The 15,510-nt window shown below is 72.0% G+C and carries 16 protein-coding genes; 11 read left to right on the top strand and 5 right to left on the bottom strand.

Going from position 1 to position 15,510, the window contains the following annotated elements; translation table 11 throughout:
- Positions 1-119 precede the first annotated feature (119 nt).
- Positions 120-986 (bottom strand): SCO6745 family protein, encoded by an 867-nt coding sequence (locus IO20_RS0125400; RefSeq protein WP_030554011.1) that lies wholly within the window; start codon positions 984-986, stop codon positions 120-122.
- Positions 987-1,111: 125 nt separating this feature from the next.
- Between IO20_RS0125400 and IO20_RS0125395 the strand changes: the two genes are divergently transcribed.
- Both IO20_RS0125395 and IO20_RS0125390 read left to right on the top strand, forming a co-directional pair.
- Positions 1,112-2,104, top strand: a complete 993-nt coding sequence (locus IO20_RS0125395) for a GlxA family transcriptional regulator (protein ID WP_030554009.1) — start codon at positions 1,112-1,114, stop codon at positions 2,102-2,104.
- Between the two features lie 11 nt (positions 2,105-2,115).
- Positions 2,116-2,760 (top strand): DJ-1/PfpI family protein, encoded by a 645-nt coding sequence (locus IO20_RS0125390; RefSeq protein WP_030554007.1) that lies wholly within the window; start codon positions 2,116-2,118, stop codon positions 2,758-2,760.
- Positions 2,761-2,763: 3 nt separating this feature from the next.
- On the opposite strand, the gene IO20_RS0125385 is transcribed toward IO20_RS0125390, so the two are convergent.
- A complete protein-coding gene (locus tag IO20_RS0125385) occupies positions 2,764-3,507 on the bottom strand; it encodes an enoyl-CoA hydratase/isomerase family protein (RefSeq protein WP_030554006.1) in 744 nt (247 codons plus the stop codon).
- A gap of 66 nt (positions 3,508-3,573) precedes the next feature.
- On the opposite strand from IO20_RS0125385, the gene IO20_RS0125380 reads away from it, so the two are divergent.
- Positions 3,574-4,236 carry an HdeD family acid-resistance protein gene (locus IO20_RS0125380; RefSeq protein ID WP_078946147.1) on the top strand — a complete coding sequence of 221 codons (663 nt, stop codon included), beginning with the start codon at positions 3,574-3,576 and terminating at the stop codon, positions 4,234-4,236.
- A gap of 130 nt (positions 4,237-4,366) precedes the next feature.
- On the top strand, positions 4,367-4,888 hold the full coding sequence (locus IO20_RS0125375) for an ATP-binding protein (RefSeq protein WP_051874658.1): 522 nt from the start codon (positions 4,367-4,369) through the stop codon (positions 4,886-4,888).
- Here IO20_RS0125375 and idi read toward each other — a convergent pair.
- The 3 genes from idi to IO20_RS0125355 all read right to left on the bottom strand — a co-directional run bounded on the left by idi (position 4,854) and on the right by IO20_RS0125355 (position 8,028).
- Positions 4,854-5,474 carry an isopentenyl-diphosphate Delta-isomerase gene (gene idi, locus IO20_RS0125370; protein WP_030554002.1) on the bottom strand — a complete coding sequence of 207 codons (621 nt, stop codon included), beginning with the start codon at positions 5,472-5,474 and terminating at the stop codon, positions 4,854-4,856. The genes IO20_RS0125375 and idi overlap by 35 nt on opposite strands.
- A 151-nt stretch (positions 5,475-5,625) precedes the next feature.
- Entirely contained in the window at positions 5,626-6,888 is a 1,263-nt protein-coding gene (locus tag IO20_RS0125365; RefSeq protein WP_030554000.1) for a bifunctional class I SAM-dependent methyltransferase/N-acetyltransferase, read from the bottom strand.
- 198 nt (positions 6,889-7,086) lie between these two features.
- A complete protein-coding gene (locus IO20_RS0125355) occupies positions 7,087-8,028 on the bottom strand; it encodes a cation diffusion facilitator family transporter (protein WP_030553999.1) in 942 nt (313 codons plus the stop codon).
- Positions 8,029-8,455: 427 nt separating this feature from the next.
- Here IO20_RS0125355 and IO20_RS0125345 point away from each other — a divergent pair, with 427 nt between their 5' ends.
- Genes IO20_RS0125345 through IO20_RS0125315 form a run of 7 tightly spaced genes read left to right on the top strand, consistent with a single transcriptional unit; the run spans position 8,456 to position 15,457 of the window.
- Positions 8,456-10,255, top strand: coding sequence for a DUF5941 domain-containing protein (locus IO20_RS0125345; protein ID WP_051874657.1), 1,800 nt, complete (start codon positions 8,456-8,458; stop codon positions 10,253-10,255).
- Complete coding sequence (locus tag IO20_RS0125340; protein ID WP_030216089.1) at positions 10,252-10,989, top strand: phosphocholine cytidylyltransferase family protein; 738 nt, start codon at positions 10,252-10,254, stop codon at positions 10,987-10,989. Before IO20_RS0125345 ends, IO20_RS0125340 begins: the two co-directional genes overlap by 4 nt.
- Positions 10,977-12,038 (top strand): iron-containing alcohol dehydrogenase family protein, encoded by a 1,062-nt coding sequence (locus IO20_RS0125335; RefSeq protein ID WP_030553996.1) that lies wholly within the window; start codon positions 10,977-10,979, stop codon positions 12,036-12,038. The genes IO20_RS0125340 and IO20_RS0125335 overlap by 13 nt, the downstream gene beginning before the upstream one ends.
- Positions 12,016-12,795: a CDP-alcohol phosphatidyltransferase family protein gene (locus IO20_RS0125330; RefSeq protein WP_078946146.1), complete on the top strand. Its 780-nt coding sequence runs from the start codon at positions 12,016-12,018 to the stop codon at positions 12,793-12,795. The genes IO20_RS0125335 and IO20_RS0125330 overlap by 23 nt, the downstream gene beginning before the upstream one ends.
- Positions 12,796-12,842: 47 nt before the next feature.
- Positions 12,843-13,688: a glycosyltransferase family 2 protein gene (locus IO20_RS0125325; RefSeq protein WP_051874662.1), complete on the top strand. Its 846-nt coding sequence runs from the start codon at positions 12,843-12,845 to the stop codon at positions 13,686-13,688.
- 49 nt (positions 13,689-13,737) lie between these two features.
- Positions 13,738-14,667, top strand: a complete 930-nt coding sequence (locus tag IO20_RS0125320) for an ABC transporter permease (RefSeq protein ID WP_030216081.1) — start codon at positions 13,738-13,740, stop codon at positions 14,665-14,667.
- Positions 14,660-15,457, top strand: coding sequence for an ABC transporter ATP-binding protein (locus IO20_RS0125315; RefSeq protein ID WP_030216079.1), 798 nt, complete (start codon positions 14,660-14,662; stop codon positions 15,455-15,457). Before IO20_RS0125320 ends, IO20_RS0125315 begins: the two co-directional genes overlap by 8 nt.
- Positions 15,458-15,510 lie beyond the last annotated feature (53 nt).

Genomic DNA, 15,510 nt, shown 5'->3' with positions numbered 1-15,510 from the left:
CTTGCGAGTGCATTGTGCCGGGTCGGTCACCCGTACGCGGTAACCGACCCGTCCCGCGCGCGTCCCCGGGCGTTCGCCGCCGGTTCCCGCGCGCCCCGGCCCGTGCCGATCGGATCGGCTCAGCCCTTGCTGATCAGGTCCGCGGGGAAGGCGCCCGCGCCGGCCGCCGAGACGGCGAAGTCGCGCGCCAGGCCGGTGAGCCGCTCGACGCCCGCGATGCCGAGGTGCTCGTACGGGGCGGTGTCCAGCCGGTCCGTGATCTCCTCCAGCTCCTCCCGCAGCCGGGTGCCGGACTCCGTCAGCTCGCCCTCGGCGTCGAGCAGGCCGCGCTCCCGCAGCCGCTCGGCCGCAGCGTCCCAGTCGGCGCGCCGCCAGCCGCGGCTGCTCAGGAACCAGCGCGGGCTCATGGCCTTGCCGGTCGCCGTGTGCGAGACGACCGCCTCGACCGGGTCGAGGCCCAGCGAGAGCAGGGCCGTGAGGTGACCGTCGCCCCGGTGTTCGCGCAGCAGGGTCGCGGCGTGCCAGTAGGCGAGGTGGGGGGCGTCCGGCACGGGCAGGTCGGCGTTGGCCGCGTAGAGCGGGCGGGCGTGCCGGGTGCAGGCCTCGGCGGCGCGCAGGGCGAGCTCGGCGGCCTCGGCCATCTCCGGGGAGGCGACCGTCTCCTCGCCGAGCACCCGGCGCAGGGTCGCGTCGACGGCGCGCAGCCGCGCGTCGAGGACGGCGGCGGGGGAGGCGGTCTCCCAGACGGCGGGGAGGTGCCGGGCGAGCAGCCCGTGGTTGTAGTTGTAGAAGGTCGCGGCGACGGTGCCGGCGCCGACCGCGCCGAGGGCGGCGCTGCGCGCGGCGAGTCGCGCCGCGGTGGGGTCGGTGACGCCGAGGGCGCCGAGCTCGCGGTCGAGGTCGGGCGAGAAGTAGAGCGTGGAGTGCACCGTGTTGACGACGTTGTGGCAACGGCGTCCGGCGCGCGGGGGGAGAGAGGTCGTCATGGGCCGAACGTTACCGACTGGTCGGTACGACGGGAACGGGCGGGGCGCCGACGGTCTGCCGCGATGGCAGGAAAGGTGGGTTACCCGTCATTGCGGACGTCGCCGCCGCCGCGAAGGATGGAGGCATGACGCAGCGACCCGTTCTCGTCGTCCTCTTCGACGACGTCCAGAGCCTCGATGTCACCGGCCCCTACGAGGTGTTCGCCGGTGCCGCCCGCGCCGCCGGGGATCCGTCCGCGTACCCCCTCCGCACCGCCTCCCTGGACGGCGGGCCGGTCCGCACCCACAGCGGGCTGCGCGTCCTCCCCGACACCACGCTCGCCGAAGCCGTCGCCGACAGGCCTCCGCACACCCTCGTCGTACCCGGCGGCGAGGGCACCCGCCACCCCGACCCCGCCCTGATCGACTGGCTGCGCGTCCACGCCCCGCGCGCCGAGCGCCTGGTCTCCGTCTGCACCGGCGCGCTGCTCCTCGCCGAGGCGGGGCTCCTCGACGGGCACCGGGCCACGACCCACTGGGCCGCCTGCGAGCACCTCGCCCGCCGCCACCCCGAGGTCGAGGTGGACCCGGACCCCATCTTCGTACGGGAAGGACGGCTCTCCACCTCCGCCGGCGTCACGTCGGGCATCGACCTGGCGCTCGCCCTCGTCGAGGAGGACCTCGGCCGGGACGTGGCCCTCACCGTCGCCCGCCACCTGGTCGTCTTCCTGCGCCGGCCTGGCAACCAGGCCCAGTTCAGCGCCCAGCTGTCCGCGCAGACCGCCCGCCGGGAGCCACTGCGCGACCTCCAGCAGTGGATCACCGAACACCCCGGGGCCGACCTCTCCGTCGAGGCGCTCGCCGCCCGCGCCCGGCTCTCGCCCCGCCACTTCGCCCGCGCCTTCCACGAGGAGACCGGCACCCCGCCGGGCCGCTACGTCGACCGGGTCAGGCTCGAACACGCCCGCCGGCTCCTGGAGGAGACCTCGCGGGGTGTCGAGGAAGTCGCCCGTGCCGCGGGCTACGGCACCCCCGAGACGATGCGCCGCGCCTTCCTCAGGGCCCTGGGGACCGCCCCGGCGGAGTACCGCCGCCGCTTCCACTCACCCGTCACGTCACCCGTCACACGAAACGACTGAAAGGGACCACCGTGCAGATCGCCGTCCTGCTCTACCCGGGCTTCACCACGCTCGACGCCGTCGGGCCGTACGAACTCCTCGCCCGCCTGCCGGGAGCCGAGACCGTCTTCGTGGCCAAGGAGACCGGGCCCGTCCGCAACGACCAGGGCAGCCTCGCCCTTGTCGCCGACAGGACCCTCGCCGAGGTCCCGCGTCCGGACATCGTCCTGGTGCCCGGCGGGCCCGACTCCCGGCAGGCCATGAACGACCCGGAGATCCAGGCCTGGCTGCGCACCGCCGACGAGACCAGCACCTGGACCACCTCGGTCTGCACGGGTTCCCTGCTCCTGGCCGCCGCCGGAGTCCTCGACGGCCGTCGCGCCACCACCCACTGGCTCGCCTACGAGGAGCTCAGGGCGCTGGGGGTCGAGCCCACCGGCGAGCGGGTCGTCTTCGACGGCAAGTACGTCACGGCGGCCGGGGTCTCCTCCGGCATCGACATGGCGCTGCACCTGCTCGGCCGGATCGCCGGCGACGAGACCGCCCAGACGATCCAGCTGCTCACCGAGTACGACCCGCAGCCCCCGTACGACGCGGGCTCGCCGGAGAAGGCCCCGGCCGAGATCGTCGCCCGGTGGCGTGGACGGCCCACCGAGTCGCTCGTCCGGGAGGACTGACGCTCAGAGCCCGTACGTGAAGCGGGGCGCGCGGCGTTCCAGGAAGGCGGCGACCCCCTCCGCGGTGTCGCCGCTGCCGCGCGCCTGATCGGCCCAGTGGGCGTCCCGGTCCAGGCGCCCGTCGGCGAACTCCTTGGCCGCGGCCTGGGTGAGCAGGGAGCGCGAGGCCAGCACCCGGGCGAACTCGGCCACCCGTGCGTCCAGCGCGCCCACCGGGTGCAGCTCGTCCACGAGCCCGGTCCGCAGTGCCCGCTCCGCGTCGATCAATTCGCCCGAGAACAGCAGGTACTTGGCGGCCGAGGGCCCCACGAGGGCGGTGAGCCTGCGGGTCGAGGAGGACGGGTAGACGATGCCGAGCTTCGACGGGGTGATCCCGAAGCGGGCGCCCTCCTCGGCGAACCGCAGATCGCAGGCGGCGGCGAGCTGGCTGCCGCCTCCGACGCAGAAGCCCCGGACGGCCGCCAGGGTCGGCTTGGGGAAGGCGGCGAGGGCCTCCTCGGCCCGTACCGCGAGCGCCTGCTGCTCGTCCCCTGGCTCCCGCAGGGCCGAGATGTCCGCGCCGGCGCAGAAGGTGTCGCCCTCGCCCGTCAGGACCAGGACGCGCACCGCGGGGTCGGCGGCGAGCCGGTCCAGTACGCCGGGCAGGTCGCGCCACATGCCGGCGCTCATCGCGTTGCGCTTGGCCGGGTTGGCGATGACGACGGTGGCGATCCCGTCCGTGACGCCGTCCTTCAGCTGGGGCTCCATGGGCCGGATGCTATCCGCGGTGCCCGACCGTACGATCAGGAGGGGGCCGCCCCGAGGAGGCACCGCATGGCCAGGGACACCGGCGAGACGCACGAGGACCCGGACCCGCTCCGGGACATGGCACGCGAGGGGAAACGGCTCAACCGCAGCTTCGGCTGGCTGGCCGCGCTCGGCATCCTGCTCGTGATCGGCGGTGTCGTCGGTCTGGTCTACACGGGCCTCGCCACCCTGACCTCGATGCTTCTCTTCGGCTGGCTGCTGCTGATCGGCGGTGTGGTGGGCCTGCTCCAGGCGATCCAGTCGCGGGGGACCAGCTACTTCTGGCTGGCGGTGGTGGTGGCGGCCCTGAACATCGCGGCGGGCGTCGTGGTGATCCGCCACCCGGAGGGTTCGGCGGAGGCGCTGACGATGTTCGCCGCCCTGCTCTTCCTGACCGGCGGTCTCTTCCGGCTCGTCGGCAGTGTGGTGGTGCGGGGGCCGCAGTTCGGCTGGACCCTCCTGCAGGGGGCCTTCGGCCTGCTGCTCGGTCTGCTCGTCCTCTTCGACTGGCCGGACAGCAGCCGGTACGTGCTCGGGGTCTTCTTCTCGCTCGCGCTGCTCTTCGACGGCCTGGGCCTGATCGCGATCGGGGTGGGCGGACGACGGATCGTCAGCATGGTGACCCCGGAGCCCGGTTCCGGGACGCCCCCGGAGTCGTCAGAAAACGCGCCGGATCGGTCGAACAACTGACGTGGGCATAATCAACCGATCAGAAAGCGGCCGATACGTGTCGACTTCTGGTCAGTAGGCCGGTCCACCCCCGCGCATTGCCAAGACTCGATCCGTGGCGAGAATCGAGCACGAGGGTGGGAACCGTACCGTGGACACCCACGGAGGTGGCCCCGCCCGGCAACCGTCCTACGAAGGAGTCTGGCGCTTCACCGCTGCCGCGGTCGACGTCTCCGTCCCGCAGGCCCGGCACGCCGTACGCGACCTGCTGGTCCGCCAGGGCGTCCCCGTCCATGAGGAGATCATGGACGGCCTGCTGCTGATCGTCTCCGAGCTGGTCACCAACGCCGTGCGGCACGCGGCGCTGCTGTCCCCGGAGATAGCGGTGGAGGTGGCCATCGGCCCCGAGTGGATCCGGGTGTCCGTCGAGGACAATCATCCGTACCGCCCCAAGGCCCTCGAGGCGGACTACGGGCAGACGGGCGGCCGCGGACTGCTCCTGGTCCGCGAGATCGCCCAGGAGGCAGGCGGCGCCTGCGACGTCGAGCACACCGCGAGCGGCGGCAAGATCATCTGGGCGGCGCTGCCCCTGGCCCCGATGGCACCGGGGCCGGGGGGCGCGCCTCAGCTGCCGGCGATCACCAGCCCCCGGACGGACCCGTCAGCTCCCTGATCGCCGGACGCGCCGCGTCGAGCACCGTCATGAACCAGGCGGAGAACGGCGCGGCGGCGTGCCGCTCGGCCAGCTCGTCGGCGGTCACGAAGGCGGTGTCCTCGATCTCCTCCGGGTCGGGGCGCGGTGCGCCCTGCACGAGGCCGACGAAGAGGTGGTTGAACTCCTGCTCCACCAGGCCCGAGGCCGGGTCCGGGTGGTTGTAGCGGACGGTGCCCGCCTCGGCGAGCAGCGTGGGGGAGACGCCCAGCTCCTCGAAGGTCCGCCGGGCCGCCGCCGCGAACGGCGCCTCGTCCGGGTAGGGGTGGCCGCAGCAGGTGTTCGACCAGACGCCGGGGGAGTGGTACTTGCCGAGCGCCCGGCGCTGGAGCAACAGGCGGCCCGACTCGTCGAAGAGGAAGACGGAGAAGGCGCGGTGGAGCAGGCCGGGCGCCTGGTGGGCGGCGAGCTTCTCGGCCGTCCCGATCGTCGTCCCGTCCTCGTCGACCAGTTCGAGCATGATCGGCGCCGCGGTTCCGGACGGCTGGACACCGTTCGACATGATCTCCGGCGAGATCTGAGCCGCGGTGGCTGGTGTGGTCGGCATACCCATCCTTCGCATCGGTCCTCGGCCCGGTGGGGCCACCTCAGTCTGCCGCACGAAACCGGCTTGTCCGTACTTCGGCGGCAGGACGTGGCCGCTCCCGCCGCACCGGAGTACTCCGGTGCGGCGGGAGCGGAGGACGACGCGAGGGACCCTAGACCCCGAAAGCCGCCGGATAGACGAGCGTGCCCGGCGGGACGGGGACGGAGTCGTCGAGGACGAGCGCCATCATCGCCTCGTCCGGGACCTCGAAACCTGGCTTGATTCCGTACGCGGACGCACGTACGAACCCGAACCTCGGGTAGTACTCCGGATGGCCCAGGACGAGGACGAGCGGCTCACCCCGCAGCCGGGCCGCGTCGAGCACCGCCCGGACGACGGCCTGCCCGGCCCCCGTCCGCTGGTACGCGGGAGCGACCGACACCGGGGCGAGCGCCGCGGCGGGGGCGTCGCCCACCCGGCAGCGGGTGATCAGCGCGTGCGCGGCGATCGTGCCGTCCGGGGCCTCGGCCACGTACGAGAGGCCGGGCAGCCAGGCGTCGGGGTCGAGCCGGAGAGCGTCGACCAGATCCGCCTCGCTCCCGGAGGCCCCGGCCTCCGAACCGAAGGCCGTCGACACGACCCGCCGGATCGCCCCGGCGTCCCCGGGATTCTCCGTACGGGTGTGCCAGCGCGGATCGGCCGGACGCAGCGCGAAACCGGCGTATCCGTAGTCGGAGCCGTGCTCGCGCCGGAGCGCGATCTCGGTGCGCGCGCCCGCCACCGCCTCTGCCATGCCGGGCACGGTGGTGTCGGCCGCGTCGGCGTGGGCGGCGAGCGGACCGTAGTACTCGTCCCAGTCGCTCTCCGGCTGCGGGACGGTACCCAGGACGTGGTAGCCGGCCGCGACCGCCGCCGCCGCGTTCCCGGCGACGGTACGCAGCGTGTAGTGCTCCTCCCAGAAGGCGCGGGCCACCGGGCCCGGCTCCTCGGTGGTCCAGACGCACTCGGTCAGCACGAGCGTGCCGCCGGGCGCGAGGAGCCTGCGCCATTCGGCCAGCGCCCGGTCGAAGCCGAGGACGAAGACCGAGCTCTCGGCCCAGACCAGGTCGAACGAGCCGTCCGGGAACGGCAGTGCGCCCATGTCGGCGCGGAGGGTGTGGATCGACCCGTCGAGCCCGCGGTCGGCTGCGGACCGCCGCAGTTCCGCGAGGAACGGCTCGTGGGTGTCGACCGCGGTCACCTCCGCCCCCGCCTCGGCGGCGAGGAGCAGCGCGGAACGGCCGGGACCGCAGCCCAGGTCGAGGACGCGCGGACGCTCCGGCAACTTCCCCGCGAGGGCGAGGAGCCGTCGGGTGGTGGTGTCGGAGCCGGGGCCCTGCCGCGGAAGACCGTGGTGCAGGGCGAAGAAGGAGTCGTGCAAGGCGTTGTCGGACAACGTGGGAAACCCTTTGTGAGTGGGTTCCGGCCGACGACGTGAAGGACCGGTGGGAAGACCGGGATCAGGTCAGCCGGAGACCCGGAGGCTGAGGGACGACCGGGCGCTGCCGCTGCGGGCAGCCTCCATCGCGACGGTCATCAACCTCAGCTCCTCTCTCCACACGTGCGTACGAAGAGGTTAACAGTCTCCCGGTGGTCAGAGGCAGAGTTTCGCCTCGTGCTCCGCGTGCCCGGCGGGCTCCAGCTGGAAGGTGCAGTGCTCCACGTCGAAGTGCGAGCCCAGGCATCCCTGGAGGGCGTGCAGCATCTTCTCGTGGCCGACGGAGTCCAGCGCGCCCTGGTCCACGACCACGTGGGCCGAGAGCACCGGCATCCCCGAGGTGATCGTCCAGGCGTGCAGGTCGTGCACGTCCTCGACCCCCGGCAGGGCCAGGATGTGCGCCCGCACCTCCGCCATGTCGACGCCCTTGGGGGCCGCCTCCAGGAGCACGTCCAGGGTCTCGCGCAGCAGCTTGACCGTACGGGGGACGATCATCAGGCCGATCACGATCGAGGCGATCGGGTCGGCGTACTGCCAGCCCGTGGTCAGGATGACGCCGGCGGCGATGATCACGGTGACCGATCCCAGGGCGTCCGCGAGGACCTCCAGATACGCCCCGCGCACGTTGAGGCTGTCCTTCTGACCGCGCATGAGCAGCGAGAGCGAGATCACGTTGGCGACGAGGCCGATCACCGCGAACGTGATCGTCAGACCGCCCTTGGTCTCGGCGGGCTCCATGAACCGCTGGATCGCCTCGTACAGCACGTAGCCGCCGACGCCGAGCAGCAGCAGACAGTTGGCGAGCGCGGCCAGGATCTCGGCCCGCGCGAACCCGAAGGTGCGGTTCCCGGAGGGCGGCCGGTTGGCGAAGTGGATCGCGAGCAGCGCCATCGCGAGGCCGACCGCGTCGGTCGCCATGTGCGCGGCGTCGGCGATCAGGGCGAGCGAGTCGGCGAGCAGGCCGCCGATGATCTCGATCACCATCACGGAGAGCGTGATGCCGAGCGCGATCCGCAACCGGTTCTTGTACGCGGCCCCGGCGGTGCCCGTCGGCGGCGGGCCGCCGTGACTGTGCCCGTGGTCGTGTCCAGCCCCCATGGAATGGCCTCCAGATCGAGTCGTCCGCGTCCGCTCGGTGGTCTCCGACGGGGCAAGTGAACTACGGGTGGGGGGTATGCGCAACACGGTACTGAACACCGTTGTCATATGCTCTGACCTGCGGTGATTACATCAGGACCGGCCATGGCCAGAAGTCGGTCGCGCGGGCCCGGGAGGCGGGCGGCAGCCGGGGTTTGTGGGGCGGGCCGACGATCACCCATGATGATCACCGTCAGGACGAGGCGCACCCATGAGGACATGGGTGGGCCCGGGGGAGTCCTGCCCGCGAAGCCTCGGTGAACTCGCACTTCCGTTCATCCGATAGCCTCAGCCGACGTGTCGCCGCCCCGTGCCGGGCCGCACCGCCGCGCCCGGGGCCGCCATGGGCCCCGCCGGCCCCTCCGTCAGCTCCAAGGAGTGAGTTCGCCTGTCGACCGCCATCCTCACCGGCCCGCCGGCACCCGGATCCTCGCTCGACGGAGATCTGCGGTCGCTCGGTTTCGACGTCCGGACCGCCTCGGACGCCGATGAGGCCGGAGCCCTCCTTGCCACCGTCCCGGCGGGGGAGCGCGTCGCGCTCGTCGACCCCCGGTTCGTCGGTCACCTGCACGCACTGCGCCTCACCCTCACCGACCCCCGGTTCCCCGCGGCCGCCGCACCCGGCGCGCTCACCGCGCAGAGCGGGGCCCGCCCCGCGCTCGTCCGCGCCCTGACCGCTGCGCGTGCCGAGGGCCTCGCCGACGGCACCGACGACCTCACCGGCACCGTCGCCGACGCCCTCGACGCCGACGGCGTCGCCGTGCACCGGCCCCAGCTCGGCACGCTCGTCGCCGCCGTGCCCACCGACGCCGAGGCCCGCCACCGGGCGCGCGCCGCCGTCGACGCCGTCGACGACGAGGCCGTACGCCTGCGCTCGGCCGTCAAGGCCCACGACGGCTTCTTCACCACCTTCTTCATCAGCCCGTACTCGCGCTACATCGCCCGCTGGTGCGCGCGCCGCGGACTGACCCCCAACCAGGTCACCACCGCCTCGCTGCTCACCGCCCTGATCGCGGCCGGCTGCGCGGCGACCGGCGAGCGCGGCGGCTACATCGCCGCCGGCGTCCTCCTCCTCGTCTCCTTCGTCCTGGACTGCACCGACGGGCAGCTCGCCCGGTACGCGCTCAAGTACTCGACGATGGGCGCCTGGCTCGACGCCACCTTCGACCGCGCCAAGGAGTACGCCTTCTACGCGGGCCTCGCCCTCGGCGCCGCCCGCAACGGCGACGACGTCTGGGCCCTGGCGCTCGGCGCGATGGTCCTCATGACCTGCCGGCACGTCGTGGACTTCTCGTTCAACGAGGCGAACCACGACGCCACGGCCAACACCAGCCCCACCGCTGCCCTCTCCGACCGGCTCGACAGCCTCGGCTGGACCGTCTGGGCCCGCCGCATGATCATCCTGCCGATCGGCGAGCGCTGGGCGATGATCGCCGTCCTCACCGCCGTCACCACCCCCCGGATCGTCTTCTGGGCGCTGATCATCGGCTGCGCCTTCGGCGCCTGCTACACCACGGCGGGCCGCGTCCTGCGCTCCCTGACCCGCAAGGCGAAGCGCACCGACCGGGCCGCCCAGGCCCTGGCGGACCTCGCGGACTCCGGCCCGCTCGCCGAGACCGTCGCATGGCTCCGGTCCCGTGGCAACCGCCAGTACGTGAGCGGGCCGCTGCTCGCGGCCCTCGCCGCGGTAGCGGTGCTCGGCTCGTCCCTCGTCCAGGGTGATCCCTGGACCGTGGTCGGCGCCGCCATCGTCTACGCGCTGCTCTCGGGACTCGCCGTCTCCCAGCCCCTCAAGGGCGCCCTCGACTGGCTGCTGCCGCCGCTGTTCCGCGCCGCCGAGTACGGCACGGTCCTCGTCCTCGCCGCGCGTTCCGAGGCCGACCAGGCCCTCCCCGCCGCATTCGGGCTGGTGGCGGCGGTCGCCTACCATCACTACGACACGGTGTACCGCATCCGCGGCGGCACCGGCGCGCCGCCCGCGTGGCTGGTGCGCGTCACCGGCGGACACGAGGGGCGCACGCTCCTGGTGACCGTCCTCGCCGCCCTGCTGGCGGACCGCGGTGACGACTTCACCCTGGCACTGACCGCGCTGGCGGTCGCCGTCGCGCTGGTGGTGCTCGTGGAGTCCATCCGCTTCTGGGTCTCCTCCGGAGCACCCGCCGTTCACGACGAAGGAGAAACAGCATGATCGGTCTCGTACTGGCAGCCGGTGCCGGACGCCGTCTGCGCCCCTACACCGACACCCTTCCGAAGGCCCTCGTGCCGGTGGACGGCGAGACCACGATCCTCGACGGGACGCTGAAGAACTTCGCCGAGATCGGCCTCACCGAGGTCGCGATCGTCGTCGGCTACCGCAAGGAGGCCGTCTACGCCCGCAAGGAGGCCCTGGAGGCGAAGTACGGCCTCACCATCACCCTCGTCGACAACGACAAGGCCGAGGAGTGGAACAACGCCTACTCCCTGTGGTGCGCCCGTGAGGTCCTCAAGCGCGGTGTGATCCTCGCCAACGGCGACACCGTCCACCCGGTCTCCGTCGAGAAGACCCTGCTCGCCGCCCGCGGCAAGGGCCAGAAGATCATCCTCGCCCTCGACACGGTGAAGAACCTCGCCGACGAGGAGATGAAGGTCATCACCGCCGAGGACAAGGGCGTCCAGCGCATCACCAAGCTCATGGACCCGGCCACCGCCACCGGCGAGTACATCGGCGTCACGCTGATCGAGCCCGAGGCCGCCGAGGCCCTCGCCGACGCCCTCAAGGCCACCTTCGAGCGCGACCCCGACCTGTACTACGAGGACGGCTACCAGAAGCTCGTCGACGACGGCTTCACGATCGACGTGGCCCCCATCGGCGACGTCAAGTGGGTCGAGATCGACAACCACGACGACCTCGCGAAGGGCCGTGAGATCGCGTGCCAGTACTGACCCGGCTGATCCCCTCGCCGGTCGTCGTCGACATCCGCAGGGGAGCGCTGGACGACCTGTCCGCGCTCCTCGCGGACCAGCGGATCTCCAGCAACGGCAAGATCGCCGTCGCCATCAGCGGCGGCTCGGGCCTCAAGCTGCGTGACCACTTCGCCCCCGAGCTGCCGGGTGCCGACTGGTACCCGGTCGCGGGCGGCACCATCGACGAGGCCGTGAAGCTCGCCGACGCCATGCGCGGCAAGCGGTACGACGCCGTGGTCGCCCTCGGCGGCGGCAAGATCATCGACGTGACCAAGTACGCGGCGGCCCGGGTCGGACTGCCGTTGGTGGCCATCGCCACCAACCTGTCGCACGACGGCATCTGCTCGCCGATCTCCACCCTGGACAACGACAACGGCCGGGGCTCCTACGGTGTCCCCACCCCGATCGCCCTGGTCATCGACCTGGACGTGATCAGGGAGGCGCCGGTCCGCTTCGTCCGCTCCGGCATCGGCGACGCGATCTCCAACCTCTCCGCCATCGCCGACTGGGAGCTCTCCCACCAGGTGACGGGCGAGCCCGTCGACGGCCTCGCGGCCGCCATGGCCCGCAGCGCCGGCGAGGCCGTGCTCCGCCACCCCGGCGGCGTCGGTGACGACGACTTCCTCGTCACCCTCTCCGAGGGTCTGGTGATGTCCGGGATCGCCATGTCGATCAGCGGCGACAGCCGCCCCTCCTCGGGCGCCTGCCACGAGATCAGCCACGCCTTCGACCTGCTCTTCCCGGCCCGCGCCGCCAGCCACGGCGAGCAGTGCGGCGTCGGCGCGGCCTTCGCGATGCACCTGCGCGGCGCCCACGACGGGTCCGCGCAGATGGTCGAGACGCTGCGTCGGCACGGACTGCCCGTCCGGCCGGAGGAGATGGGCTTCACCGTGGACGAGTTCGTCCAGGCGGTGTCCTTCGCCCCGCAGACCCGGCCGGGCCGCTTCACCATCCTCGAACACCTCGACCTGTCCGACGACGAGATCAGGGACGCGTACGCCGACTATGCCAAAGCCATCCGTAGCTGAGCTCCGCCCGGTCGTCCACCCCCCGGGCGTCAAGGACCGGCGCAGCGGAGAGCACTGGGGCGGCCGCCTGTACATGCGGGAGATCTCCCTCAGGATCACCCGGCAGCTCGTCGGCACCAGGATCACGCCGAACCAGCTCACGTACGTCATGACCATCGCGGGCGTCCTCGCGGCACCGGCCCTGCTGGTGCCCGGGATCCCGGGGGCGCTGCTCGGCGCTCTCATGGTCCAGCTCTACCTGCTGCTCGACTGCGTCGACGGCGAGGTGGCCCGCTGGAAGAAGCAGTTCTCGCTGGGCGGCGTGTACCTGGACCGGGTCGGCGCCTACCTCTGCGACGCGGCCGTCCTCGTCGGCTTCGGCCTGCGCGCCGCCGATCTGTGGGGCACGGGCCGGATCGACTGGCTGTGGGCCTTCCTCGGCACGCTCGCCGCGCTCGGCGCCATCCTGATCAAGGCCGAGACCGACCTCGTCGGCGTCGCCCGCCACCAGGGCGGACTGCCGCCGGTCAAGGAGGCGGCGTCCGAGCCGCGCTCCTCCGGCATGGCGCTGGCCCGCAGGGCCGCCGCGGCGCTCAAGTTCCACCGGCTCGTCCTCGGCATCGAGGCCTCGCTGCTCATCGTGGTCCTGGCGATCGTCGACCAGGTCCGCGGCGACCTGTTCTACACCCGGGTCGGTGTCGCGGTCCTCGCCGGCATCGCGCTGCTCCAGACCGTGCTGCACCTGGTGTCGATCATGGTCTCCAGCAGGCTGAAGTGAGGCCGGCCGTGAGTGCGCCGCTCAAGGTGGGAGCCGTCGTCATCACGATGGGCAACCGCCCCGACGACCTGCGCGCGCTGATCGACTCGGTCGCCAAGCAGGAGGGCGACCCCGTCGAGGTCGTCGTCGTCGGACAGGGCACCCCGGTCACCGGGGTGCCCGCCTGGGTGCGGACCGTGGACCTCCCGGAGAACGTCGGCATCCCCGCCGGCCGGAACGTCGGCATCGAGGCCTTCGGCCCCGGCGGCACCGACGTGGACGTCCTGCTCTTCCTCGACGACGACGGACTGCTCGCCCACGCGGACACCGCCGAACTGGTCCGTCAGGCCTTCACCGCGGACCCGCGGCTCGGCATCATCACCTTCCGGATCGCCGACCCGGAGACCGGGATCACCCAGCGCCGGCACGTGCCGAGGCTGCGCGCCTCCGATCCGATGCGCTCCTCCCGGGTGACCACCTTCCTCGGCGGTGCCAACGCGGTGCGCACCAAGGTATTCGCCGAAGTGGGCGCCCTGCCGGGCGAGTTCTTCTACGCGCACGAGGAGACCGACCTCGCCTGGCGCGCGCTCGACGCCGACTGGATGATCGACTACCGTTCCGACATGGTGCTGTTGCACCCCACCACAGCCCCGTCCCGGCACGCCTCGTACCACTTCAACGTGGCCCGCAACCGAGTGTGGCTGGCACGTCGCAATCTGCCCGCGCCCCTGGTGCCGGTCTATCTCGGCGTCTGGCTTCTGCTCACCCTGGTCCGGCGGCCCTCGCTCCCCGCGCTGAAGGCGTGGTTCGGCGGATTCCGCGAGGGCTGGACGACCCCCTGCGGACCGCGCCGCCCCATGAGGTGGCGTACGGTGTGGCGGCTGACCCGGCTGGGTCGCCCCCCGGTCGTCTGACATCGTGGTACCGACGTGCCGCGCATCTTGAACACGAAAGTTTCGACTTGTGAGTGACACACAGCAGGGCGGGGCGGTCGCGACGAGCGCGCCCCCGTCCGTCGACGAGGGCCTGACGCCGGCCGCGCTGGCCGCGAAGTACGGCCTCTCGGTCAGCGGCGCCAGGCCCGGCCTCGTCGAGTACGTCCGTGAGCTGTGGAGCCGCCGCCACTTCATCCTGGCCTTCTCCTCTGCGAAGCTGACCGCCCAGTACAGCCAGGCGAAGCTGGGCCAGGTGTGGCAGGTGGCGACCCCGCTCCTGAACGCCCTCGTCTACTACCTGATCTTCGGGCTCATCCTGGACGCCGGCCGCGGCATGACCAAGGGCGTCTACATCCCCTTCCTGGTCACCGGCATCTTCGTGTTCACCTTCACCCAGAGCTCGGTCATGGCCGGCGTCCGGGCGATCTCGGGCAACCTGGGCCTCGTCCGGGCCCTGCACTTCCCCCGCGCCACGCTGCCCATCTCGTTCTCCCTGCAGCAGCTCCAGCAGCTGATGTTCTCGATGATCGTGCTCGTGGCGGTCGCCATCGCCTTCGGCAGCTACCCCTCGCTCCGCTGGCTGCTGCTGATCCCGGCGCTGTTCCTGCAGTTCGTCTTCAACGTCGGACTCGCCATGATCGTGGCGAGGATGGGCTCCAAGACGCCCGACCTCGCCCAGCTGATGCCGTTCGTCATGCGCACCTGGATGTACGCCTCCGGCGTGATGTTCTCGATCCCGGTGATGCTCGCCGACAAGCCGGCCTGGATCGCCGACGTCCTCATGTACAACCCGGCGGCCGTCTACATGGACCTGATCCGCTTCTCCCTCATCGAGGGCTACGGCGCGGAGAACCTGCCGGCGCACGTCTGGATGACCGCGCTCGGCTGGGCGCTGGCCTTCGGCATCGGCGGCTTCGTCTACTTCTGGAAGGCCGAGGAGAGGTACGGCCGTGGCTGATACGAACACGAACACCGACCGGTCCGACGTTCCCACCGTCATCTGCGACGACGTCCACATCGTCTACCGGGTCAACGCCGGCGGCGGCGGCAAGGGCAGCGCCACGGCGGCGCTCAGCCGGATCGTCGGCCGCGGAAAGGCCGAGGTCACCCGGGGCGTCCGCAAGGTCCACGCGGTCCGCGGCGTCACCTTCACCGCCTACCGGGGCGAGGCCATCGGGCTCATCGGCTCCAACGGCTCCGGCAAGTCCACCCTGCTCCGCGCCGTCGCCGGTCTGCTCCCCACCGAGAGCGGCAAGGTCTACACCGACGGGCAGCCCTCGCTCCTGGGCGTCAACGCGGCGCTCATGAACGACCTCACCGGTGAGCGCAACGTGATCCTGGGCGGTCTCGCCATGGGCATGAGCCGCGAGGAGGTCCGCTCGCGCTACGAGGGGATCGTCGACTTCTCGGGCATCAACGAGAAGGGCGACTTCATCAGCCTGCCCATGCGCACGTACTCCTCCGGTATGGGCGCCCGGCTCCGTTTCGCCATCGCGGCCGCCAAGAACCACGACGTCCTCCTCATCGACGAGGCGCTCGCGACCGGCGACCGCAAGTTCCAGATCCGCTCCGAGGAGCGCATCCGCGAGCTCCGCAAGGAGGCCGGAACGGTCTTCCTGGTGAGCCACAGCAACAAGTCCATCCGGGACACCTGCGACCGGGTGCTCTGGCTGGAGAAGGGGCAGCTCCTGATGGACGGCCCCACGGACGAGGTGCTCAAGGCGTACGAGCGCGAGACCGCTCGATAGGGTCTGTCGTTCGGTCCCGCGAGGAGCCCCTGCCGGAATCATCCGGTAGGGGC

This window comes from Streptomyces exfoliatus (assembly GCF_000725545.1).
Taxonomy (GTDB): Bacteria; Actinomycetota; Actinomycetes; order Streptomycetales; family Streptomycetaceae; genus Streptomyces; species Streptomyces exfoliatus.
Note: the sequence above shows the minus strand (reverse complement) of the source record. Positions and strands in the feature narration are given on the sequence as shown.